We start from the raw sequence: 21980 nt of genomic DNA on the forward strand, positions 1-21980 counted from the left end.
CGATAGTGTCCGGGCGCGCTCGACGAGTAGTTTGCACCGCCGAAGCAGGGCGCCGACGCGCAGCGGGTGGTGGGGAGGATTCGGTAGTGTTCTCGACCCGCAAGGCGGCCCTCCGCCGCAGGCTGCTGCAGTGTGCGGTGGTGTTCTCGGCGGTGTCGCTGTCCACCTCGTGTGTCGTCAGCGGCACCGCGACTCCGGTCGCGCCGACGGTCACGGTGAACAGCGACGACCCGCGGCATCCTGGCCTGTCCATCGTGCTGCCCGATTCGCTGGGCGCGGATTTCACCCGGTTGCAGTCCGCGCTGCCCGGTCAGGTCGGCATGGCGCTGATGCCGGTCGGCGGCGGCCGGATGACGATCTACGGCGACTGGACCTCCGGCATCGCCTGGTCGACCATCAAGGTGCCGCTGGCGGTCGCGGCGCTGCGCCACGAGCAGAACCAGTCGATCTTCGAGATGGTGCGCGCGGCGATCACGGTGTCGGACAACGACGCCGCCTACGGGCTGTGGACATCCCTCGGCGACGGGCCCGCAGCGGCCGAGGCCGTGCAGCGGGTTCTCGACGAAGCCGGCGGCACGACCACCGGTACGGCGGTCCGGCACCCCGAGATGAACGCCACTTCCTTCGGCAGCACCGAATGGTCGCTGGCCGACCAGGTCCGCTTCGCCTCGCGGCTGCCGTGCCTGCCCCACACCGAGGTGGTCACCGCGCTGATGGGTGAGATCGACCCGGACCAGGGCTGGGGCCTCGGCCTGCTCGACGGCACCGAGTTCAAAGGCGGGTGGGGCCCCGATGACGACACCGGCGTGTACACCGTGCGCCAGTTCGGGTTGGTACCGGTCGGCAGCGGACAGCTCGCGGTCGCCCTTGCCGCACAAGCGGATTCGGGTGCCTTCGAGGACACCACCGCGCTGCTGGACCGGATGGCGGTGCTGCTGGACCGGCACCTGCCGGAACTGCGCGGTGGTGTCTGCCCGCGCTGAGCGCCGCCGCGGCTCAGCCGGGGACGACCAGGCCGGATTCATACGCCAGCACCACCGCTTGGGCCCGGTCTCGCAACCCGAGCTTCGAGAACACCTTGGAGACATGGGTTTTCACCGTTTGTTCGGCAACGTAGAGCGAGGCGGCGATCTCGGTGTTCGACAGTCCCTTGGCCACCAGTTCGAGCACCTCGCGCTCGCGCGGCGTCAGCGAGGACAGCGCGGGCGCGGCCGGGGTACGCGCGGTGTTGCGCCTGCGCGTGACGTCGGCGATCAGTCGGCGCGTGATGGTCGGCGCGAGCAGCGCCTCGCCGTCGGCGACCACCCGCACCGCCCGCACGAGTTCCTCGGCGGGGGCGTCCTTGAGCAGGAATCCGCTCGCGCCCAGGCTGAGCGCCTCGTAGACGTAGTCGTCGATGTCGAAGGTGGTGAGCATGAGCACCCGCACCGGCGGTTCGAAACCGGCGGCCAGGATCGCGCGGGCGGCGTCGAGTCCGTTCATCTCCGGCATCCGCACGTCCATCAGCACCACATCGGGACGCAACCGCTTGGCCTCGGCCACCGCGACCTTGCCGTCGGGCGCGTCCCCGACGACGCTGATGTCGGGCTGCGCGGCGAGCAACGCGCCGAAACCCTGCCGCACCATCGCCTGGTCGTCGGCGATCAAAACGGTAATAGCCACCCAACCACCCTAGTGGGTGGGTAGTTTCGCCGAGACCTCGAATCCGCCGGTCGGCGTCGGTCCCGCGCGGAGTTCGCCGCCGACCGCGGCGACCCGGGTGCGCATCCCATCGATCCCGTGGCCGCCTCCCGCCGCCGGGCGCGGCACGCTCGTCGCGGGGGCGTTGAGCACGGTGACCGCGACCAGGCCCGGATCGACCGCGACGGTGACGTGCACCGGCGCGCCCGGCGCGTGCCGCGCGGAGTTGGCCATCGACTCCTGCACCACCCGGTAGACGACCAGCCCGGTCGTGTCCGGCACCAGCGTCAGGTCCCCGATCACAGTGCACTCGACCGGCATCCCCGCCCGCAGCGCCGAGGCGCACAGCGCGGGCACCTCGGCGGCGGTGGGCTGGGGCGCGTGCTCGGGCAACTGGCCGTCGCTGCGCAGCACCCCGAGCATCCCGCGGATCTCGTTGAGCGCGGTGCGGGCGGTGGCGCCGATGGATTCGAACTCGGTGCGCGCGGCCGGGTCCATGTCGGCGATCCGGTACGGCGCGGTCTGGGCCTGCACGACGACCATGGACATGTGGTGGGCGACCACATCGTGCAGGTCACGGGCGATGCGCGCCTTCTCCTCGAGAATGGCCCTGCGCGCGCGTTCGAGCTCGGTCACCTCCTCCTGCTGTTCGAGCCGCCGTCGCGAGACCACCAGGATGCGCAGCAGGTACCCGAACAGCGCGAGCGCGCCGAAACCGATCGGCCAGCCCCACAGCGGCCCCGATTCCGATCCGGGCATCGTGGTGGCGAACAGCATGGAGGTCGCCGCCCACGCCACGACCACGATCGGCGCCGAGGCCCGCAGGGCCACCGCGAACAGCAGCACGAACAGCACGATCACGTGCACGACCTGGAAGGGCAGGTCGTTGCCTTCGGTCGGGTTCAGCGCCAGCGACAACAGCAGCGCCGAACCCGCCGAGACCGCCCAGCCCAGCGCCGGATTCACCCGGACGAACAGGATCGGGAACACCGCCAGTGCCGACAGCAGCGGCGCGAGGGTCGCGGGTACCTCGTGGGTGACGAACAGCGTCGGCCACGCGATGCTGTACAAGATCAACGCGACAGCCACCGTCCCCAGATCGAACCAGGTGCGCGCGGTGATGGGTCGCGCGGCGGCGCGCAGATGTCCGGTCATGACTGTGAGCCTACGAACCGTCCGGTCAGCGGACCTCATACCCACGAGCGAATTCGGACCCCCTACCCTGGGGTGACCCCGGCGCCGGGTCACCCGCCCGCGTGCCCTTCAGAACCGGTCCGCAGCGGGATGCCCGTCGCACGACCCGCTCCTTATCGTCGGAGGCCATGAACACCCCGCTTCGCCCGGTACCCGCCGCCGGCCCTACCGCAGTCTCCGCGTCCACCCCGGCCCAGCCCGGGCAGCACCGCCGCCGCAGTGGTGTCGCGCTGTGCACCGCGGGGCTGGCCATGGCCGCCGCCGTCATCATGTCCTCGCCCGGCGCGCTCGGCACCACCCCGGACGCGGCCGAGAACGCCGCGGCGGCCGCGGTGGTGCACGCGCTCACCGACGACCAGCCCGACGCGCTCGCGCTGATCCCGCGTGATTTCGGCTACAAGTTCGGCTATGACCCGGCGGTGGAGAACGGCCTGCTGGTGAACCCCCACGGCGACTGCTCATCCCCGGTGACCCTGCCCGCGGAGTTCCAGCCGGCTTGCAGGGCGCACGATCTGGGCTACGACATGCTGCGCTACGCCGAGCGGTTCGACGAGCCGCTCGGCCCGTGGGCGCGCCGCTCGGTGGACGCGGCCTTGAACCGGCGCATCCACGCGGCCTGCGAGCAGCGTGCCGACGACTTCTCCCGCGCCCGCTGCTCGGTGATGGCCGATATCGCCTTCACCGCGGTCGATGTGAACTCGCGCAGGCAGGAGTACGGCGCACCGGTGGTCGAGAACGTCTTCGCCAGCACCGACCCGGCCGACCGGCCCACCCTGTGGCCGCTGGCGCGCACCGCCCTCGGGTTGTTCGCGGTGACGGCAGCCTCGGCGGTCATCATCGATGCGTTGCGGAAGCGCCGCCGCCGCCTGATCTGACCGGCCCTGTTGCCTGAGACTAGAACATGTCCTAGTTTTCACGCATGGCTCTAGTCATCGACGAGACGATCGAGATCGACGCCCCTGCCGAGAAGGTCTGGGAGGTGCTCACCGATTTCGAGCACTACGGCGAATGGAACACCTTCTGCGTCGAGGCGGCCAGCACGCTGGTTCCGGGCGAACCCATCGACATGCGGGTGCGCCTCGGCGCCAACACCCGAACCCAGCGGGAGTGGATCCGCTCCCACACCCCCGGCACCGAGTTCAGCTACACCATGAAGCCGGTGGCCCTCGGCGCGCTGCACAGCCTGCGCTCGCACACCGTGGTGGCGCTGGGCCCGAACCGCAGCCGCTACGAGTCCCGGTTCACCCTGGCCGGATGGCTCAGCCCGGTAGTGGTACTCGCCCTCGGCAAACACCTCCGAGCCGGGTTCGGCGCGATGACGGCCGGAGTCGGCGAACGGGCCACCACCCACTGAAAAGCGGGGTGTGCCTGGCCGATTCGGCCAGGCACACCCGTTTCTGAACTCAGACTCCGGTGGGAGTCGGCAGCGCACCACGTGCCGCCTCGTAGGCCGCGCCCACCCGGTACAGGCGGTCGTCGGCCAGTGCGGGCGCCATGATCTGCAGGCCCACCGGCAGGTTGTCATCGGCCGACAGACCCGACGGCACCGACATGCCGGGATGGCCCGCCAGGTTGGTCGGCAGCGTGCACAGGTCCGACAGGTACATGGCCAGCGGGTCGTCCACCTTCTCGCCCAGCTTCCACGGGGTGAACGGGCTGGTCGGCGAGACCAGCACGTCGACCTGCTCGTAGGCGGCGTCGAAATCGCGCGCGATCATCGTGCGGACCTTGAGCGCCTGGCCGTAGTAGGCGTCGTAGTACCCGGCCGAGAGCGCGTAGGTGCCGATGATGATGCGGCGTTTGACCTCGGGTCCGAAACCCGCCTCGCGGGTCAGCGACATCACCTGGTCGGCGCTGTGGCCACCGTCGTCCCCGGCGCGCAGGCCGTAGCGCATGGCGTCGAAGCGCGCCAGGTTCGACGACACCTCCGAGGGCATCACCAGGTAGTACGAGGACAGCGCGTACTCGAAACTCGGGCACGACACCTCGATCACCTCGGCGCCGAGGTCCTTCAGCACCGCGACCGCGGCGTCGAAGGAACCGAGCACGCCGGGCTGGTAACTGTCGGAATGCAATTCGCGCACCACGCCGACACGCACACCCTTCAGGTCGCCCTCGGCGCCCTGCTTGGCTGCCTCGACGACCGGAGCCACCGGCACATTGCGCGAGGTCGAGTCGCGCGGGTCGTACCCGGCGATCACCTCGTGCAGCAGCGCGGTGTCGAGCACGGTACGCCCGCACGGACCGCCCTGGTCCAGCGAGGACGCGCACGCGACCAAACCGTATCGGGAGACGGTGCCGTAGGTGGGCTTCACACCGACCGTCGCGGTGACCGCGGCGGGCTGACGGATCGAGCCGCCGGTGTCGGTGCCGATGGCCAGCGGCGCCTGGAACGAGGCCAGCGCGGCGGCCGAACCACCGCCGGAACCGCCGGGGATGCGGGTGGTGTCCCAGGGGTTGCGGGTGGGACCGTAGGCGGAGTTCTCGGTGGAGGAGCCCATCGCGAACTCGTCCATGTTGGTCTTGCCGAGGATCGGGATGCCCGCGGCGCGCAGCCGGGAGGTGACCGTCGCGTCATACGGCGAGCGCCAGCCCTCCAGGATCTTCGACGCGCAGGTGGTCGGCATGTCGGTGGTGGTGAAAACGTCCTTGAGCGCCAACGGAACTCCCGCCAGCACCGAGACCGGGGTCTCGCCCGCGGCGTGCGCGGCGTCGACCACGGCGGCCGCGGCCAGCGCCTCGTCGCCCGCGACGTGCAGGAAGGCGTTGAGCTCACCGTCGACCTTGCCGATGCGATCCAGGTGCGCCTGGGTGACCTCGGTCGAGGACACCTCGCCCCCGTGGATCTTGGCCGCCAGTTCCGCCGCCGACAGCTGGGTCAACTCGTTCATTCGCCCTCTCCCAGGATCTGCGGGACCAGGAAGCGCTGTTCCTCCACCGCGGGCGCCTGGTCCAGCGCTTGCTCGGGGGTGAGTCCGGGAACCACCACATCGGGCCTGGTCACATTGGTCGTCGGGTTCGGCGACGCGGTGGCGGGGACGTCGGCGGCGACCTCGGAGATGGTCCGCACGTGGCTGAGGATCGAATCCAGCTGACCGGCGAACTGGTCGAGTTCGGCGTCGGTCAACGCCAGGCGGGACAGCCGGGCGAGGTGAGCGACCTCGTCACGGGAGATTGCGGGCACCGCGGGACCCCTTTCGGCTTCGGTGGGCAGTAGTCGGCTACAGCCTAGTTGGCAGCACCAGGCCCCGATCCCGCGCCCTGCACGGCCGCGGGCGGCCTCGTCGAGGCATCGGACCCGCTCGCCGTGCGCGAAAGTTCGCGCATGTCGGGCCGTTGGGGTCATACTTCGAGTCGATAACCCGCGTACCGGGGTGTAAGTATTGGCTGACCGGGTATTCGTTCCGAACAACCCGGCAGCGCCCTAGGAAAGGAACGCACGTGTCATTCTTGCTCCGCGTGCAACTTCCGGATCGACCGGGAAGCCTCGGCTCCCTGGCACTCGCCCTCGGCGGGGTCGGCGCGGACATCCTCTCGCTCGATGTCGTCGAACGTGGCGCCGGGTTCGCGGTGGACGACCTCGTCGTCGAGGTCCCGACCGGCGCCCTGCCCGACACCCTCATCACCGCGGCGGAGTCCGTCCACGATGTCACCGTCGACTCGATCCGGCCCTACTCCGGGGTCCTGGACACCCACCGTGAGCTCGAGCTGATCGACCAGGTCGCCAACGCCCGCGACGATCGGCTCCAGGTGCTCGTCGACGGGGTACCGCGCGTGCTGCGCGTGGGCTGGTCGACGATCATCGGCCTCGGCCCCACCGGCGCCTACCGGGTCGTCGGAAGTCCGAGTGCCCCTGAGACACAGGCGGGTTCGGCGCCGTGGATGCCGCTGCAGAAGCCCTCGTTGCTCGACCCCGACGCCGACTGGGTGCCGCAGATCTGGCGCGACATGGACACCAAGCTGGCCGCCGCCCCGCTGGGCGACACCGGCAAGGCGCTGCTGCTGGGCCGACCGGGCGGCCCGGAATTCCGGCCCTCGGAGGTGGCTCGCCTGGGTTACCTGGCCGGCATCGTCGCCACGGTGCTCAACTGATCAGTTCAGTGCCAGGCGCATGACGAACAATCGCAGTCCGTCGTGTGTCAGCCAATTCCGTTCCGGCACAGCCACGAAACCGAGCCGCTCGTAGATGCTGTGCGCGTCGACCATGGTGGCCATCGTGGTGAGCGCCACGGCCTCGTAACCCCCCGCCGTCGCCTCCTGGATCACAGCACGCACCAGCGCGGTGCCGACACCATGTCCACGGGCTTGTTTCGCCACCGCGAGCATGCGGAACTCGAGCTCACCGGGCCGGGCGATCTCGGCGTAGGTGGTTCCCGGCTTCGCGACGGTGAGCGAACCGGCGATCCGGCCGTCGTGGACGGCCACGAGCACTTCCGCCGCGGCCGCGCGGTGGGCGACGTCGGCGAGTTCGGCGGCGTAGTCGTCGTCGGCGGGGACATAGCCGTCACCCACGTACACCTGCACCGTCAACTCGGCCACGGCCTGGTATTCGTCGGGCCGCGCCGGGCGAATCAGTACACCGGTCTCGGGGGTCAGGTCGTGGTCAGCGCGCATCTGGGCATGATCGCACCCCACGGGGCTGTGAACTCGCACGCACCCTGTCGTCGACCGACCGCACCGCCCCCGATCGCTGCCGCGCAGCCGACGCTCACGGACCAGGGACGCACGCCTGGTTCAGCGCAGGCCGGGATGCTGGGCGACCCACTTGCCCGGATTGTTCGGCGGATAGGCCACGACGAGCTGGTCCCCGATCGCGGGCCACTGCGCGGCGTCCCACACGAAGCGGCGGTACACGACCTTCCCGGTGACCGAGGGCCCGGTGAGCGTGCCGGTGATGGTGACGAAGTGCTCGCCGGTCATCTCGGGAAGCGGGCTGACCCCGGTGATGTACAGCGAACCCTGTTCCAGGTTCGCTCCCCCACCGCCCATGCCCCGCCGCCGGGCGAGGATGGCACCGATCATCACGACCAGCATCGTCACCAGCGCCAGCGCCATCACCACTTCGAGCATGCCGCCCATGCTAGGCGCTGGGTGCCGAGGCGGTTCCGGGCGGCTTCAGAGCGGGGTGAGCTCGCTGACGCCCTGCTCGCGACGCAGCTGCCAGACCGCGCAGCGCCGACGCTGCGAACGCCCGTTGCCGCGATCGATCAGCGTCCGGTTGGCGGTGGTGTAGATCAGCTGCGCGCCACGGGCATTGGTCTCCGGATTCTGGAACAGCTGCACGAGACGGTCGGTCTCCTCCACCGGCAGGCCCGCGCCGAGATCGTCGACGGCGAGCACCTGGCCGGTGTCGAGCGCCTCGAGCATGGCGGGCAGCACCCGCAGCAGCGAGCGGGTGGCGGTGGACTCGTCGGCCAGTTCGAACGCCACATCGATACCCTCGTGCACCAGGCCGAGGCCGACCCCGCGCCGGTCGACCATCCGGCGATACAGCGCGTCGCGGGCGGCGCGCAGGGTACTGAGTTCGCGCTCGAGCAGGATCGGGTCGGCGCCGCCGTGATCGAGTCTGGTTGCCAGCGCGGCGATCTCGGTGTCCAGGTCACGCAGGTAGTCGGCATACATCGGATCGGGTTCGGCCACGAGCAGGTCCTCGATGCCGAGGTCGGCGGTGCGCAACAGCATCAGCAGGCGCGCGGCGTTGTCGGGCGAGCGGGAGATGTGGCTGCCCAGATCGAGGGCGAGGGCGGCGGTGTCGACCGCACCCTGCTGGACCTGGAGGTTCGCCGCGAACCAGCGATAGGCGGGCACCAGTGCCTCGGCGTAGAGCTGCCCGGCCAGGCTCAACAGCAGCGCGTTCGGCCGCACCAGCGGCACCAGCGCCGCCACCCCGTAGCGGGCCGCCTCGAACATCGGGCCGATCTTGATCTGGTCACCGGTGCGCTCGAACACGATCCGCTTGCGCGAGCGCGGATGGGTGTGGAGCCATTCGGCGATCACATCGGCGTTGTCGAGCCGGAAACCGTAGGTGTAGGGCACGCCCTCGGCGATGAAGCCCGCCACGAATTCCGAAGGCCGGTCGGCGAATCCGAGATGCGGGCGGCGCACCGGACCCGCGTAGGGATCCCAACCGCTCACCGAATGCAACACGGCGTCACGCATCTGGGCGAGCGCGTCGATCAGGCTGGTCTTTCCGGCGGCGGCGACGCCGTGCACGGCGGTCACCGGAACGGACACGGGACCACCCGCACCCCGGCTCAACCGCAATTGCTGCGCCTGGGCCAACGACCCGTGATTGGACACCTGAAAACTACGCAGCACGGTGCTGTCCCGCCTCTCCGAGATTCTTGGCCAGACTAAAGGATGGGGCGAGTTGGGGACGCGACCGGCGGTGGTATGGGGGTCGAGTTCGCCCGTACCCGGGGAGTTACCCATGTTCTCGCCTGCCACTTCGCGTCTTTTGCCGGGCGTGAGGGACGGGGCGGTGCTTGCGGCGGACGCCGGTTGGTCGGTGGGCGGGTTCTGGGCGTTCCGGTGAGTTGCCCATGTTCCCGCGTTGGTTGTCGGTGCTGGACTTTCGATGGGCGGGGGTGGGGGTGAGGAACTAGCATGCTGGGCAATGCGGCCGGGAGGTCGCCGAGTGGGTCGATGACGAGGATGGGTGCGCGTGATGGCGGTTCGGATCATGGTTCGTGGGGTTGTCGTCGCGGCGGTGAGCGCCGGTGCGGCGGTGCCGATGGTGTTGCTCGGCGCCCCGAACGCGGCGGCCGATCCGTGTCCGACCGGGACCGCGCGGGTGTTCCTGGCGAACTCGACCAACTCGTGTCAAGGGGCGGGGACCGTCCGCTACACCGACGCGCCGGTGTCGAAGGTGTGCTCGATGGCCAGCACCGACGTCACCATCGTGATCGAGACCAACATCAAGAAGCGGCCCCGGCACGAGGTGCAGGTCCACAACGGCCGATGCGCCTCGTTCGACTTCCGCACCCAGATCGGCAACTCGGTCACCGTCAGCCCGAACTGAGTCCGTGCCCGACCCGGATCGTCGATCCCCACGCCCTGGTGGCGTTCCTCTCGGCGGATACCTACCCGAGAGCGTGGTGATCAACCGTCCAGATCTTGGGCTGGTGCCTGTTCGGCGGGCTCCGGGGTGACGGCGGCGGGACCGTGCGCCAGGAGGGCGCGGAAACCATCTTCGTCCAGGATGGGGACACCGAGCTCCTCGGCCTTGGCGGCCTTGGAACCAGGCGCTTCGCCGATCACCACGAAGGCGGTCTTCTTCGACACCGACCCGGCGGCCTTGCCGCCGCGGACCAGGATCGCCTCCTTGGCGCCGTCGCGGGTGAAGGTCTGCAGGGAGCCGGTGACCACGATCGACAGGCCCTCGAGATGGCGTTCGATGGACTGGTCGCGCTCGTCTTCCATGCGGACACCCGCCGCACGCCACTTGTCGACGATGGCGCGATGCCAGTCGACGGCGAACCATTCCGCGACCGCCGCGGCGATGGTCGGGCCGACGCCGTCGGTGGCCGAGAGTTCCTCCACCGTCGCGGCTTCGATGCGTTCCAGGCTGGCGAACTCCGCGGCCAGCGCACGCGCGGCGGTCGGACCGACGTGGCGGATCGACAGCGCGACGAGCACCCGCCACAGCGGACGGTCCTGCACGGTCCGCAAGTTCTCCAACAAGCGCAGACCGTTCTGAGTGATCTGGCCTTTCTGATTGGTGAACAGGGGGACCGTGAGCAGCTTCTGCTCGTCCAGGTCGAACAGGTCACCCTCGTCGACGATCGCGCCGGAGCGCAGCAGGGCATCGGCGGCCTTGTCGCCGAGCGCCTCGATGTCGAAGGCGCCGCGCCCGGCGAGGTGGAACACCCGCTCACGCAGCTGCGCCGGACAGTGCCGCTGGTTGGGGCAGCGGATGTCGGCGTCGCCCTCCTTCTCCGGTGCCAGTTCGGTGCCGCAGTTCGGGCAGTGCGTGGGCATCACGAACTCGCGTTCGGCGCCGGTGCGCGCGTCGACCACCGGGCCGAGCACCTCGGGAATCACGTCACCGGCTTTGCGGATGGTGACCGTGTCCCCGATCAGCACACCCTTGCGTTTCACCTCCGAGGCGTTGTGCAGGGTGGCCATGGCGACCGTCGAGCCCGCGATACTCACCGGTGACATCACCGCGAACGGCGTGACCCGGCCGGTGCGGCCCACGTTGACCTCGATGTCGAGCAGCGTGGTCGTGGCCTCCTCGGGCGGGTACTTGTAGGCGATGGCCCAGCGCGGCGCGCGGGAGGTGGAACCGAGTCGGCGTTGCAGGGCGGTCTGATCGATCTTGATCACCTGACCGTCGATCTCGTGCTCGATGTCGTGGCGGTGTTCGCCCCAGTAGGCGACCCGCTCGATCACCGCGTCGATGCCCTCGACCAGCCGGGTGTGCTCGGAGACCGGCAGACCCCAGGCCGCCAGTGCCAGGTAGGCCTCGTGCAGGGAGTCCGGCCGATAGCCCTCGATGCGGCCGAAGCCGTGGCAGATCATCCGCAGCCTGCGCCGCGCGGTGACCGCCGGGTCCTTCTGGCGCAGCGAGCCCGCGGCGGTGTTGCGCGGATTCGCGTACGGCGGTTTGCCTTCGGCGACGATGGCGGCGTTGAGCGTCTCGAAGTCCGCGAGCCGGAAGTACACCTCGCCGCGCACCTCGAGCAGGTCCGGGATCGGGAAGTCCGCGCTCGGGGTGAGTTCGGCGGGGATGTCGGCGATGGTGCGCGCGTTGAGGGTGACGTCCTCGCCGGTGCGCCCGTCGCCGCGGGTGGCGCCGCGCACGAGTCGGCCGTTCTCGTAGACCAGGTTCAGCGCGACGCCGTCGATCTTGACCTCGCACAGATAGTGCAGGTTCGCCCCCGCCTCGGCCTCCACCCGGCTCGCCCAGGTGCGCAGTTCGTCGTAGTCGAACACATTGTCCAGCGAGAGCATCCGCTCGAGATGGTCGACCGCGGTGAACTCGGTGGCGAACCCGCCGCCGACCAGCTGAGTCGGCGAATCCGGCGTCCGCAGATCCGGATGTGCCTCCTCCAGCGCCTGCAACTCACGCAGCAAGGTGTCGAACTCGCCGTCACTGATGATCGGCGCGTCCCGCACGTAATAGCGGAATTGATGCTCACGCACCTCATCGGCCAGCTTCTGCCACCGCACTCGTTGATCGGAGGTCGCCTCCACCGACTCGACACCCACCGAAACCACGCCGTCGCTGTCACTCACATACCGCAGAGTAGTCCAGCCCACCGACACTTCCGCCCACCGTTACCGCACGTCGCAGGGCTTATTCCGGGGGCTGTCACCGCGCCGTTTCCGGCGAGATCAGTCGAAGGTGATGGACTCCGGTTCGTCGGCGAAGGCACGAGCTACCTCGGTGGTGAGGGCGAGAGCTTGGCGCGACCATGGGAGGGGTGCGCCTGCTAGGCCGCAGGCGGGGGTGACCAGGATCTGGGTGGCCAGGGTGGTGCGGGGCAGGGCGAGACGGTCGATGAGGCGGACGGCGGGTTCGGCGATGTCGCGCCAGGTCGGCGGCTTGGCGGGGGCTTCGGCGGGGGTCAGGCCGAGGGCGATCTTCTTGCCCGCGTCGAGGATCTCGCCGAGGGCGTCGAGATCGGCGGTGGTGATCGTCGAGGCGTCGAAGGAGATCGCGGCGGCGGCGGTGCGGCCGAGAGTGGTGAGGGCGGGGCGGGAGGCGCAGGCGTGCAGGAGAACCGGGGCGGACTGGGCGTTGATGACGGTGTCGATGATGTGCAGGGCGTCCGGTTCGGGGAGCGCGCCGATGGTGTTCAGGATGCTCGGGCCCTGCAGTGCACCGTTCAGAACGGTGGTGAGCTGGGGTTCGTCCAGTTGCAGGACGACCTCGGCACCCAACCGCCTGCGGATCTCGGCGACGTGCCGGGCCAGCCCTTCGGCGAGGGACTCCGAAAGATCGCGCACCGCACCGGAATCGGTGAGGATGCGGTGTCCGCCGGGGAGTTCGACCTCGGCGGCGAGGGTCAGCGGGCCCGCCGACTGGAGTTTCACCACGCGACCGGTGCCCGCGAGACCCAGTGTCTCCCACGCTTCTTCGATGGCGTCCAGATCCGCGTGCAGCAGGTCCCTGGCCCGGCGAGACACCGCGCCCGGTCGCGCGGCCAGACGATAACCCCGGGTCGTCGAATCGAATCGCAGGTCGACGAGCAGGGCCGAGACCCGGCCGATCATGTCCGCGCCGATGCCGCGATCCGGCAACTCGACCAGGTGCGGGAGGTCGGGCAGTTCACCGATGATCGTCGCGGCCGCCTCGCGCGGATCGGTTCCCGGCCAGGAACCGACGCCCGTGGCGACGCCGCCCCTCAGGGTCTCGACCGGCTCCTGAGCAGTCTCCGGAGAGTTCTCGCTGCGCCACAATGTCACGCGCTCAGCACCTTTCGTGTCATCGAAACGGAGCCATCACCCGGTCGGTGAGGACACCACGCTCCACGGACCGCACACGCTGATTCTGCGACGCGCGGATCCGCCCATTCGCCATCATCCCCCCACCACCCGACGCGGTACACACCGCCCGGGCCGATCAGCGCATGCCCGCGTACGCCCCGGCCGATTCGATTCGTACGCCGCCCTTGCGGGTCAGCCGGGTGGTCGCCAATCCGTGTGGCCGGCCGTTCGGCCTCGTTGGAGGCCACCGCTACCCGGCCGAGCCATCGATAGCACCGGCGGCTGCAACGACACCTGAGCGCCATCGGACACCTGAGCGGTCGATGGCGACCTGCGATCCGGCCGAGCCGCGGACTCCACCAGCAGCTACGCCGTAGCGTCGGCCGAATCCATCGGGACACCAGCGCGGTCGGTACCGCTGATCGTGCCGCTGCCGAGCACGGTGTCCCCACCCTCGGCATCGGGCAGATACAGCACGATCGCCTGTCCCTTCGCGACACCGCTGAGCGGTTCACGCAGGCGCGCGACCAGGCCGTCACCATCGGGCTCGACCACGGCGGGCGCGGTACCACCGTGCGCGCGCACCTGCACGACGCACTCGACCGGCCCGCCAGGCCGCGCACCGGAGGTCCAGATGGCGCGCTCGGCGGTGACGACGTCGACCTGCAGGTCTTCGACCGAACCGACCTTGACGGTGCCCGAGTCGGGGTCGATCTCGGTGACGTAGCGCGGCTTGCCGTCGGCGGCGGTGTGGCTCAGGCCGAGGCCCTTGCGCTGGCCGACGGTGAAGCCGTGCACACCCTCGTGACTGCCGAGCACCGTGCCGTCGGAGTCGACCAGCGCACCGGGCCGGATACCGATCTTGGCGCCGAGGAACGCGCGGGTGTCACCGGAGGGGATGAAACAGATGTCGTGGCTGTCGGGCTTGTTCGCCACGGCCAACCCGCGCTCGGCGGCTTCCTCGCGAATACGCGGCTTCGGGGTGTCCCCGACCGGGAACATCGCGCGTGCCAGCTGCTCGGCGGTGAGCACCGCCAGCACATAGGACTGGTCCTTGTCGGCGTCGACCGCACGGCGCAGCACACCCTCGTCGAGGCGGGCGTAGTGACCGGTGACCACGGCATCGAAGCCCAGCGCCTGCGCGCGGTCGGCGAGGGCGGAGAACTTGATCTTCTCGTTGCAGCGTAGGCACGGGTTCGGCGTCTCCCCCGCGGCGTAGGCAGCGACGAAATCGTCGATCACGTCTTCCTTGAAGCGGTCGGCGAAGTCCCAGACATAGAAGGGGATGCCGAGCACGTCGGCGGCGCGGCGCGCGTCACCGGCGTCCTCCTTGGAGCAGCATCCGCGCGACCCCGTGCGCAGCGTGCCCGGCGAGGCCGACAGCGCCAGATGCACCCCGACCACCTCGTGGCCCGCGTCCACGGCCCGCGCCGCGGCCACCGCCGAATCGACACCACCACTCATCGCGGCGAGAACTCGCATCAGGCACCTCCTCTAGCGCCGGCCAGGCCGGCGGCCCTGGCCCGATCGATGACCTGCGGCAGCACGGTCAACAGGGTTTCGACATCGGCTCCGGTCGAGGTATGGCCCAGCGAGAACCGCAGCGAGCTGCGCGCCTGCCACGGCTCGACGCCCATCGCGATGAGCACATGACTCGGCGAGGCCACGCCCGCGTTGCAGGCCGACCCGGTGGAGCATTCGACCCCGGCGGCGTCGAGCAGCATCAACAGCGAGTCGCCCTCGCAGCCGGGAAAGGTGAAGTGGGCATTGCCGGCCAGCCTGCGTTCGTCGGCCGGGCCGTTGAGCACCGCGTCGGGCGCCAGCGCGCGCACGCCCGCGATCAACCGATCGCGCAGCGCACGCAGCTGCGCGGTACGCCCTGGCAGATCGTTGGCCGCGTCCCGCAGCGCCGCGGCCAACCCGACCGCCGCCGCCACATCGGAGGTTCCCGAGCGCAGATCGCGTTCGTGTCCGCCGCCGTGCACCAGCGGCACACAGGGCACCTGTCTGCCCAGCAGCAGTACGCCGATACCGTGCGGACCGCCCACCTTGTGTCCGGCCACGCTCAGCGCGGCCAGCCCGCTCGCGCCGAAATCGATGGGCAGCTGGCTCACGGCCTGGATGGCGTCACTGTGCATCGGAACGTCGAATTCCGCGGCGACCGAAGCCAATTCGGTGATCGGCTGCACGGTACCGACCTCGTTGTTGGCCCACATCACGCTGACCAGCGCCACCTCGTCGACGTGCGCGGCGAGCACCTCCCGCAGCGCGTGCGGCGAGACGGTGCCCTCGTCGTCCACCGGCAGCCAGCTGACCTGCGCACCCTCGTGCTTCTCCAGCCACTCCACCGCGTCGAGCACCGCGTGGTGTTCGACCGAACTGGTGACGATCCTGGTACGCCGCGGATCGGCCGCCCTGCGCCCCCAGAAGATGCCCTTGACGGCCAGATTGTCGCTCTCGGTGCCGCCAGAAGTGAAGATCACCTCCGAGGGCCGCGCCCCCAGATCAGCGGCAATCGACTCGCGCGCCTCCTCCAGCACCCGCCGCGCCGCCCGCCCCGAACCGTGCAGCGACGACGCGTTCCCGACCGTGCCCAACGCAGCCGTCATCGCCTCGACGGCGGCGGGCAGCATCGGAGTTGTCGCCGCATGGTCGAGGTAGACCGTCTTGGGCGCACCGGTGACCGGACCCGTATAAGCCGACTTCATGACCGACAAAGCCTATACCACCGCTGACCTGGTCATCTTCGGGGTCCACCCCTGCTTTCTACGATTTTTCTACGATTTACCCAGGATTTCCAACACGTGTATCACCTACTTTCATTCCCGAATCGTCGATGAGCAGGCCGGTGAGACGGTCGAGACAGCTGGGAGCGAAGGGGCCGAGGGGCGGACCGCGGCGGTCCGGCGACCGGGCAGACAGATGAAGGCGAGATTCCGCGCCCGTGCAGATGCTTCTTGGCCCCGCCGAACGGCCGTATGCCGCGCATCCGCGCGCTGGGCCGGGGCCGCTGCGCAGTGGCCGACAACGGCCGCCAGCGGCGCCGCTGGCGTGACAAACCCAATATTCCGCAGGCCACCTGTCGGGGGCGCCGCTGGTGCGTGCACGGGGCGGGTCCGAGATCGCTTGGCACGCTTGTCGCCGTTCCATCTCGGGAGCCCGCGGTCGGGAGGCGGAGGGTTGGCTACCGCTCTCGTCGGTCGTCGATGGCGGGGCCGCCGAGGTCAGCATGCCCAGATCCAGCCCCCGCCCTTCCTTCGGAGGGGCAGGGGTCAGCTGAGGGCCACGGACTGTACCGCCCACCCCGCGGGAAACCGGAGTAGCGGCCGCCGCGGTCGGAGGCGAATACCGCGCCTCTGCTGGACAGCTGGTGCACGGTGTTGGGAAACGACCGAACACTATCGCCAGTCGTTGTGGAGACACCGCTCGCCGCCGGGAGCCGCGGACAGCTGCCCGGCACATCGACGGTCGTCCCAGCCATACTTGCCGACGTGAAAGAGGTCGAGGTCGTCAACGCCCATCACGAGCGCGCGACCTTGCGCGTCGGCGAGGTGTTCTTGAAGATCGACACCGATCAGTCGAACACCGAGGTCGAGGTCGAGGCCATGGCGCCGGTCCCGACCCCGGAAGTTTTGTGGCGTAGGCCGCCTGTTCTCGCGCTCGCGACCGTGCCGGGGACGGCGCTCGGTCGCCTCGGTGAGCCGTCGACCGCATCGGCGGCGACGGGGACCGCGGCGGGTGCCGCCACCTGAATTGTGTTCTCGCCCAACCCGAGAACACGACCGCCTCGGCCGCTCGGCGGGCGAAGCTGCGCTCGGCGGATGTGACAGGGGCGGCCGGAGACGACGCGTGCGCGGGCCGCCGGTCGGGGGTATGGCCTCGGTTGTGCTGGTCGGTCACGGATTGCCCCTTCGGTGCAGGGCCGCGACCGATGTAGGGGCCTCCACTCTGAAGAGATGGCGAAAATTGGGTCGCTGTGACCGCCGGCAGCAAAGCACTGAGCCCACCCTCCGTGTGATGCAAAAAACCTATAGTGGTGAATGTAGACATTCTCGAAGTTGGCGTATACAGTCGCTGTCGTTCCACAAAATCAGATGGGCCGGGCAGGTGAGCTGCCCGGGACACAGTTCGACCGCTTCGCCTGGCGGAGAAGAAGATCCGGTGCAGTCGGCCGGACCGCCGGCGGGGCGATGAAGCAAGGCAAGTGCAGTACCTAGCAAGTGAAGTAAGTGAAGTACCAGCAAGTGCAGTAGATGCCCGGGCAGGTGATTTGCCCCGGGACAGTTCGACCGCCCCGCCCGGCGGAGAAGAGAATCCGGTGCAGTCGGCCGGACCGCCGGCGGGGCGACGAAGCAAGGCAAGTGCAGTACCGCAGGAAGAACCCAACGATCCAGGAGGTGGTCGGCCACTGAGTGTTCCTTTACCAGTTCCGCATCCTGGAAGTGTCGGATGCGGTGTCCCAGACCGGGCCCCCATGGCCGGTGAACGCAGTTGAACTCAATCCCTAAGTCGTAAACCAAAAGGCCCCGGCGCACAGCGCGCCGGGGCCTTCCAGCGTTGAACCTGAGAGGCCTCGTGCAGCATCCGAACACCCATCCCGCCGATGGCGCCAGCGCCGCGGACAAGCTCGACGACGACACCTATCCCGCCTACAGCATGGGACGCGCCGCGGAGATCCTCGGCGTCACCCAAGCGTTCCTGCGTGGCCTCGACGCGGCCCGGCTGCTGACTCCGCAACGCTCAGACGGCGGGCACCGCCGCTACTCGCGCTACCAGCTGCGGATCGCCGCACGCGTGCGCGAACTCGTCGATGCGGGCAACGCTCTCGACGCGTCGTGCCGGATCGTGATCCTGGAAGATCAGCTCGCCGAGGCCCAGCGCATCAACACCGGCCTACAGCGCGAACTCGACGACCGTGGCGACGACCCCTCGTCCTGAACAGGGGTTCCGGTAGTAACCGCCGAAAAACCAACGGATATGCCGTGGCTGGTCACGGGTGAGTCCTGGTTCATCCTGCGGTGATGGCCTGTTGCTGGTTGGCTTGGCTCCCAACGCTATTGGTTGGTGCCGGAGGTCAGGTTCGTGGCAACGCGGGTGTTCGCGGATGAGGAGTTGGCGCGGCTGCGGGAGTTCCCGGAGCCCGGCGACGATCAGCTCGGGATCGACGGGCTCGGGCTCGGTGCGGGTGCCGGCCGCGGTCCCACCGCGCAGTGCGGTGGTGTACTTGTCGCCCTCGCGGGCGGCGGCGCGAGCGGGTTTGGCGGCGGTGGGCTGCTTCTTCGGTGACATGCGTACTCCAGGTCTCGGCGGTACCCACGCTTCCCGCCGGGCGGTGTACGTCGGGGACCCGCGGTTCCGAATGGCGAGCCGACATATGCAGAAGTTAGGACTTACTGCGTGCGAAAAGAATCGCTTGCTGAGCTTTCGCATCCGGGTCGAGCAGCATCTGGGCCTCGACCACGAATCCGGCATCATGCAGCCAGGACGCCACCTGGTCCGGCTGACGGCGGTGGACATGGACCTTCATCGGGTGACCGCCGTAGCCCTCCGTCTTCAACAGCGACTCCTCGCCGACGTGAAACAGGAGTTGCAACGGTCCGCCGGGACGCAATGCTCGGTGGAAGCGCCCGAATACAGTCGGCACCTCGTCGTCTGGGATGTGGATCAACGACTGCCAGGCGAGCAGGCCGGCCACCGAAGCGACGGGCAGGTTCAGTTCCGTCATCGAGCCCACCTCGAACCGCAGGCCGGGGTGGTCGCGCCGGGCCACGTCGATCATCGCCGGGGAGAGGTCGATACCGAAGGCGTCGACACCGAGCTCATGCAGGTGGGCGGTGACTTCACCGGGGCCGCAGCCGACGTCCGCGACCGGTCCGCCGCCAGCGGTCCGCACGCTGTCGGCGAACAACGCCAGAGCCGCGCGAAGGTACTGGTGTCCGGCGAGGGCGCCGCGCACTTGGTCGGCATAGCTGACCGCGACTGTGTCATAAGAGGTTCGGGTGTCGGCCAACCAGTCATCCGTGGTCATGACCGGCACGATATTCCATGATCGCGGCGGACTCGGCGCTAGCCGGGAGCACCGGTAGGCAGGACGGCATTGCTCATTGCGCGGGCCCCGAGAGACTCTGGCCGACTCTGTCGTCCGGGGGCGTGGGCATCGGTGACTGCGGCGAACGGCGGTACGCGTCTGGCCGTGACCACCTCGGGGAAGCCGGGGCCAGCCTGCTGGAACTGATGGCCAAGTCCCGACACCGCAAGGCCGAGAACCTGCGCCGCTACTTCAAACCGTCCCCGCAGGCGATGCGCGAGCTGACCTCGATCCTGGGCCCGGGAGCCGAACGCCGACGCTGACCAGCAGCTACGCCATATCCGTTGATTTTTCGGCGGTTACTACCGGAACCCCGATCAGCTCCACAGATGACCAGACTCGTCCGCGCAGCTGCCGGTGCCCGAGGCGTTCGGAAAACGAACGTTTACCGAACACCCGCGCGCAGGGCGGGCGCCGAGGACAGACTCGCAGGGGCGGATGTTCGGAAACCCGTTCGGAAACAGGTAGTCTCATTTCCGGTTGTCGAACACGTTTTCTGAACGGGCAGAGGAGTTTTCATGGCGTTGGTCGGTCTGGTCCGGGTCAGTACGAGCAAGCAGGAGACCGCGCGCCAGCACGATGACCTCGACCCGATCTGCGTGAAGGTCTTCGACGAGAAAATCAGCGGCACCATCAAAGTCGCCGACCGGCCCGGCCTGCAGGCCGCCCTGGCCTACCTGCGGCCCGGCGACCTGCTGACCGTGCAGGAGGCCGATCGGCTCGGCCGCAACCTGCTCGAGGGGCTGATCGTGCTCAACGATCTGTTCCAGCAGGGCATCTCGGTCAAGGTGCTCCACGGCATCGCGGCCGGCGAGCACACCGAGCGCAGCCTGATCCTGGACCTGGCGCTCGCGCTGGCCGAGGACCGGCGCCGCGATATCGCCCGCAAGACCCGCGACGGCCTGGATGCCGCAGCCCGCCGTGGCCGCAAGGGTGGTCGGCCGCGGGTGGTCGACGCCGACAAGCGCCGCGCGATCCTGGCCCGTCATGCCGAAGGTCAGTCGCTGCGCGAGATCTCCCGCGGCGTTGGGGTCAGCCTGGCCGTTGTCCACGGCGAAGTGAAGGCGACACGGGAGCCAGCGACCGAGTCGGTGTGAGCTCCGCGCGGCATTCCGACTCACTTCAGCCGGGACTGTCAAGAGGGATGGATTCCCGCACGGAACCCTGTGGCCCCGGGGTGCGTCAAAGAAGGTGTAGGCGAGTTCTTCACCTACACAATCAATTTGGGGGTTACAAGAATGCGTAAGATCCTGACCAGGGCCACGATTATCCTCGCTTTTGCGACGGTGACAGTCGTCTCCGCTGGGCAAGCCTCGGCGATCACCGGGGGGCAGTGTGTAGGTGGCGGTGGGGTCGTGATCCACGAGATGGACGGGACCAAAACCTGTATCGGCGGGTTCTACACCGGACTCGAGATTCTCTTCTGACGGGAGTACCACATGACCGAAACCAACGAAACTCACGTGACTCTGACCGGTGCGGCTCCGGCCCTGATCCGAGCCTTGCGCCAGGCCACCGAATCAGCCGAGCGCAACGGCCGCGCGTGGTTCGGTGTCGAAGACGTCCTTGCAGTCCTGCTCGACGAGAACAAGTCGGCGCTGCGGCACTACGCAACCCAGCGAGGCTTGGTCGACCAACTCGATGCGATCAGCGAACTGGCACAGTCGATCGTGCCCGGTTCCGCCAACGAGGCGAGCACACCGGTAGTGCCAGTCGGTGTCGAATTCACGATCACGGGCCCCGACGCCGCTGAGCTCGAGGCAAGCATCCGCGCCTAGTTCAGAAGCTGGCAGGGGCGCACTCGCAAGGCGAGTGGCGACGCGGCACCGCGAGCTCTCTCGCGTTCCGGGCATGGAGGAAGCGGGCGGCCGCCGGTACCAAAGTGACAGGGCACCCATATGGGTGCCCTGTCTGCGTTGCACGACGCGAGATCTCGTCGCGTTTGTTGACACCGGAGACCGCCCACGCGACCGAGTCGGTGTCGAGAACCGATCGCTTCTCGAAGTCTCTGTGTGGTTCGGCGGCTACGGACAAGCCAGAGTGGGCGCCGCCCAAGGCGGTGAATCTTCAGCGCGGCTTCTTCTGACGTTTGCGTGCGGGTTCAGCTACCGGCCCGCCCTTGTGATCGGACAAGGACTGGAGCAACTGCAGTGTGTGGGTGCGTTCCCCTTTGGTTCTGGCTTCGGCGGCGGCGCGTACAACGCGCCGATGATCGAGGGCGCCGAGGAGATGTGGTCCGTGCACACCTACGGTCCTCAATATCAGGCCCACCACAACCAGCGCTACGCCGATGGCGAGACCAACAGGTCCTGCGGTGTCGAACAGAGCCTGCCATCCGATGCTCATGTGTCAGACTTCCCTTCCAGTGCAAGGTTTCTGATCACAGGATCGCCGGTTGCCGCCGCCAAAAGTCGTAGCGTGGAAGAGGTTGGAAGAACTTGGAAACCGATAGCGGCCTGACGCCTGCAGGCAACCTTCTGACCCAAGTCTCCGATGCCATCAACACGGTGGGACTGAACAGGCACGAAGTCGCCCAGCGGGCTAACCGACTCCTGCGGGCAGCCAGTGTGCCGGGGACGCCCAG

25 protein-coding genes are annotated in these 21980 nt (G+C 68.8%); 13 read left to right on the forward strand and 12 right to left on the reverse strand.

Annotated elements, in window-relative coordinates; genetic code table 11:
• The first annotated feature begins 86 nt into the window (after positions 1–86).
• Complete coding sequence (locus BOX37_RS22595; protein WP_071929385.1) at positions 87–983, forward strand: serine hydrolase; 897 nt, start codon at positions 87–89, stop codon at positions 981–983.
• A gap of 13 nt (positions 984–996) precedes the next feature.
• Here the strand turns inward: BOX37_RS22595 and BOX37_RS22600 are convergent, their stop codons facing one another.
• Both BOX37_RS22600 and BOX37_RS22605 read right to left on the reverse strand, forming a co-directional pair.
• Complete coding sequence (locus BOX37_RS22600) at positions 997–1662, reverse strand: response regulator (protein ID WP_071929386.1); 666 nt, start codon at positions 1660–1662, stop codon at positions 997–999.
• Between the two features lie 9 nt (positions 1663–1671).
• Positions 1672–2835 (reverse strand): sensor histidine kinase, encoded by a 1164-nt coding sequence (locus BOX37_RS22605; protein ID WP_071929387.1) that lies wholly within the window; start codon positions 2833–2835, stop codon positions 1672–1674.
• Positions 2836–3002: 167 nt separating this feature from the next.
• Here BOX37_RS22605 and BOX37_RS22610 point away from each other — a divergent pair, with 167 nt between their 5' ends.
• Together BOX37_RS22610 and BOX37_RS22615 are read left to right on the forward strand one after the other, a co-directional pair.
• Entirely contained in the window at positions 3003–3749 is a 747-nt protein-coding gene (locus BOX37_RS22610; RefSeq protein ID WP_071929388.1) for a hypothetical protein, read from the forward strand.
• 44 nt (positions 3750–3793) lie between these two features.
• Entirely contained in the window at positions 3794–4228 is a 435-nt protein-coding gene (locus BOX37_RS22615; protein ID WP_071929389.1) for an SRPBCC domain-containing protein, read from the forward strand.
• Between the two features lie 49 nt (positions 4229–4277).
• On the opposite strand, the gene gatA is transcribed toward BOX37_RS22615, so the two are convergent.
• Both gatA and gatC read right to left on the reverse strand, forming a co-directional pair.
• Positions 4278–5765 (reverse strand): Asp-tRNA(Asn)/Glu-tRNA(Gln) amidotransferase subunit GatA, encoded by a 1488-nt coding sequence (gene gatA, locus BOX37_RS22620; RefSeq protein WP_071929390.1) that lies wholly within the window; start codon positions 5763–5765, stop codon positions 4278–4280.
• Positions 5762–6058 carry an Asp-tRNA(Asn)/Glu-tRNA(Gln) amidotransferase subunit GatC gene (gene gatC, locus BOX37_RS22625; RefSeq protein ID WP_067493225.1) on the reverse strand — a complete coding sequence of 99 codons (297 nt, stop codon included), beginning with the start codon at positions 6056–6058 and terminating at the stop codon, positions 5762–5764. Before gatC ends, gatA begins: the two co-directional genes overlap by 4 nt.
• 257 nt (positions 6059–6315) lie before the next feature.
• On the opposite strand from gatC, the gene BOX37_RS22630 reads away from it, so the two are divergent.
• Entirely contained in the window at positions 6316–6966 is a 651-nt protein-coding gene (locus tag BOX37_RS22630) for an ACT domain-containing protein (protein WP_071929391.1), read from the forward strand.
• On the opposite strand, the gene BOX37_RS22635 is transcribed toward BOX37_RS22630, so the two are convergent.
• The 3 genes from BOX37_RS22635 to BOX37_RS22645 all read right to left on the reverse strand — a co-directional run bounded on the left by BOX37_RS22635 (position 6967) and on the right by BOX37_RS22645 (position 9108).
• Positions 6967–7488, reverse strand: a complete 522-nt coding sequence (locus tag BOX37_RS22635; RefSeq protein ID WP_071931793.1) for a GNAT family N-acetyltransferase — start codon at positions 7486–7488, stop codon at positions 6967–6969.
• Positions 7489–7608: 120 nt separating this feature from the next.
• Entirely contained in the window at positions 7609–7944 is a 336-nt protein-coding gene (locus BOX37_RS22640) for a hypothetical protein (protein ID WP_071931794.1), read from the reverse strand.
• A 45-nt stretch (positions 7945–7989) separates the two neighbouring features.
• On the reverse strand, positions 7990–9108 hold the full coding sequence (locus BOX37_RS22645) for an AAA family ATPase (protein WP_240505006.1): 1119 nt from the start codon (positions 9106–9108) through the stop codon (positions 7990–7992).
• A 433-nt stretch (positions 9109–9541) separates the two neighbouring features.
• On the opposite strand from BOX37_RS22645, the gene BOX37_RS22650 reads away from it, so the two are divergent.
• Complete coding sequence (locus BOX37_RS22650) at positions 9542–9895, forward strand: hypothetical protein (RefSeq protein WP_071929393.1); 354 nt, start codon at positions 9542–9544, stop codon at positions 9893–9895.
• Between the two features lie 80 nt (positions 9896–9975).
• Here the strand turns inward: BOX37_RS22650 and ligA are convergent, their stop codons facing one another.
• The 4 genes from ligA to BOX37_RS22670 form a co-directional block, all read right to left on the reverse strand.
• Entirely contained in the window at positions 9976–12114 is a 2139-nt protein-coding gene (gene ligA / locus BOX37_RS22655; protein WP_084759987.1) for an NAD-dependent DNA ligase LigA, read from the reverse strand.
• Positions 12115–12213: 99 nt separating this feature from the next.
• Positions 12214–13281, reverse strand: a complete 1068-nt coding sequence (locus tag BOX37_RS22660) for a methionine synthase (RefSeq protein ID WP_420811636.1) — start codon at positions 13279–13281, stop codon at positions 12214–12216.
• A 393-nt stretch (positions 13282–13674) separates the two neighbouring features.
• Positions 13675–14790, reverse strand: coding sequence for a tRNA 2-thiouridine(34) synthase MnmA (mnmA, locus tag BOX37_RS22665; protein WP_071929394.1), 1116 nt, complete (start codon positions 14788–14790; stop codon positions 13675–13677).
• Positions 14790–16016 carry a cysteine desulfurase family protein gene (locus BOX37_RS22670; RefSeq protein WP_071929395.1) on the reverse strand — a complete coding sequence of 409 codons (1227 nt, stop codon included), beginning with the start codon at positions 16014–16016 and terminating at the stop codon, positions 14790–14792. Before BOX37_RS22670 ends, mnmA begins: the two co-directional genes overlap by 1 nt.
• Before the next feature lie 783 nt (positions 16017–16799).
• Between BOX37_RS22670 and BOX37_RS22675 the strand changes: the two genes are divergently transcribed.
• The 3 genes from BOX37_RS22675 to BOX37_RS22685 all read left to right on the forward strand — a co-directional run bounded on the left by BOX37_RS22675 (position 16800) and on the right by BOX37_RS22685 (position 18594).
• The gene (locus tag BOX37_RS22675; protein WP_206045700.1) at positions 16800–17060 is read left to right on the forward strand and encodes a hypothetical protein; all 261 of its coding nucleotides are present in this window, start codon (positions 16800–16802) and stop codon (positions 17058–17060) included.
• An 823-nt stretch (positions 17061–17883) separates the two neighbouring features.
• The gene (locus BOX37_RS22680; RefSeq protein ID WP_071929396.1) at positions 17884–18246 is read left to right on the forward strand and encodes a MerR family transcriptional regulator; all 363 of its coding nucleotides are present in this window, start codon (positions 17884–17886) and stop codon (positions 18244–18246) included.
• Between the two features lie 144 nt (positions 18247–18390).
• On the forward strand, positions 18391–18594 hold the full coding sequence (locus tag BOX37_RS22685; RefSeq protein WP_156910489.1) for a hypothetical protein: 204 nt from the start codon (positions 18391–18393) through the stop codon (positions 18592–18594).
• A 97-nt stretch (positions 18595–18691) separates the two neighbouring features.
• Here the strand turns inward: BOX37_RS22685 and BOX37_RS22690 are convergent, their stop codons facing one another.
• Positions 18692–19264, reverse strand: coding sequence for a class I SAM-dependent methyltransferase (locus tag BOX37_RS22690; protein WP_240505007.1), 573 nt, complete (start codon positions 19262–19264; stop codon positions 18692–18694).
• A 194-nt stretch (positions 19265–19458) separates the two neighbouring features.
• On the opposite strand from BOX37_RS22690, the gene BOX37_RS22695 reads away from it, so the two are divergent.
• The 5 genes from BOX37_RS22695 (at position 19459) to BOX37_RS34185 (ending at position 21856) form a co-directional block, all read left to right on the forward strand.
• Positions 19459–19659, forward strand: coding sequence for a hypothetical protein (locus BOX37_RS22695; protein ID WP_240505008.1), 201 nt, complete (start codon positions 19459–19461; stop codon positions 19657–19659).
• Positions 19660–19914: 255 nt separating this feature from the next.
• A complete protein-coding gene (locus BOX37_RS22700) occupies positions 19915–20493 on the forward strand; it encodes a recombinase family protein (RefSeq protein WP_063054759.1) in 579 nt (192 codons plus the stop codon).
• Between the two features lie 141 nt (positions 20494–20634).
• Positions 20635–20823, forward strand: coding sequence for a hypothetical protein (locus tag BOX37_RS22705; RefSeq protein ID WP_071929398.1), 189 nt, complete (start codon positions 20635–20637; stop codon positions 20821–20823).
• A 12-nt stretch (positions 20824–20835) separates the two neighbouring features.
• Positions 20836–21174 carry a hypothetical protein gene (locus BOX37_RS22710; RefSeq protein WP_063054757.1) on the forward strand — a complete coding sequence of 113 codons (339 nt, stop codon included), beginning with the start codon at positions 20836–20838 and terminating at the stop codon, positions 21172–21174.
• 262 nt (positions 21175–21436) lie between these two features.
• Positions 21437–21856: a hypothetical protein gene (locus BOX37_RS34185; RefSeq protein ID WP_156910490.1), complete on the forward strand. Its 420-nt coding sequence runs from the start codon at positions 21437–21439 to the stop codon at positions 21854–21856.
• Positions 21857–21980: the final 124 nt, after the last annotated feature.

Source organism: Nocardia mangyaensis, from assembly GCF_001886715.1.
In the GTDB taxonomy this organism is placed as follows: Bacteria; Actinomycetota; Actinomycetes; order Mycobacteriales; family Mycobacteriaceae; genus Nocardia; species Nocardia mangyaensis.

What these genes read in the sequence shown, in the direction of transcription:
- BOX37_RS22615 (WP_071929389.1), top strand. Translation starts at nt 3,794, where the DNA reads ATGGCTCTAGTCATCGACGAGACGATCGAGATCGACGCCCCTGCCGAG.
- BOX37_RS22605 (WP_071929387.1), bottom strand. Translation starts at nt 2,835, where the DNA reads ATGACCGGACATCTGCGCGCCGCCGCGCGACCCATCACCGCGCGCACC.
- gatA (WP_071929390.1), bottom strand. Translation starts at nt 5,765, where the DNA reads ATGAACGAGTTGACCCAGCTGTCGGCGGCGGAACTGGCGGCCAAGATC.
- BOX37_RS22710 (WP_063054757.1), top strand. Translation starts at nt 20,836, where the DNA reads ATGACCGAAACCAACGAAACTCACGTGACTCTGACCGGTGCGGCTCCG.
- mnmA (WP_071929394.1), bottom strand. Translation starts at nt 14,790, where the DNA reads ATGCGAGTTCTCGCCGCGATGAGTGGTGGTGTCGATTCGGCGGTGGCC.
- BOX37_RS22700 (WP_063054759.1), top strand. Translation starts at nt 19,915, where the DNA reads ATGGCGTTGGTCGGTCTGGTCCGGGTCAGTACGAGCAAGCAGGAGACC.
- BOX37_RS22670 (WP_071929395.1), bottom strand. Translation starts at nt 16,016, where the DNA reads ATGAAGTCGGCTTATACGGGTCCGGTCACCGGTGCGCCCAAGACGGTC.
- BOX37_RS22640 (WP_071931794.1), bottom strand. Translation starts at nt 7,944, where the DNA reads ATGCTCGAAGTGGTGATGGCGCTGGCGCTGGTGACGATGCTGGTCGTG.
- BOX37_RS22610 (WP_071929388.1), top strand. Translation starts at nt 3,003, where the DNA reads ATGAACACCCCGCTTCGCCCGGTACCCGCCGCCGGCCCTACCGCAGTC.
- BOX37_RS22635 (WP_071931793.1), bottom strand. Translation starts at nt 7,488, where the DNA reads ATGCGCGCTGACCACGACCTGACCCCCGAGACCGGTGTACTGATTCGC.
- BOX37_RS22705 (WP_071929398.1), top strand. Translation starts at nt 20,635, where the DNA reads ATGCGTAAGATCCTGACCAGGGCCACGATTATCCTCGCTTTTGCGACG.
- BOX37_RS22650 (WP_071929393.1), top strand. Translation starts at nt 9,542, where the DNA reads ATGGCGGTTCGGATCATGGTTCGTGGGGTTGTCGTCGCGGCGGTGAGC.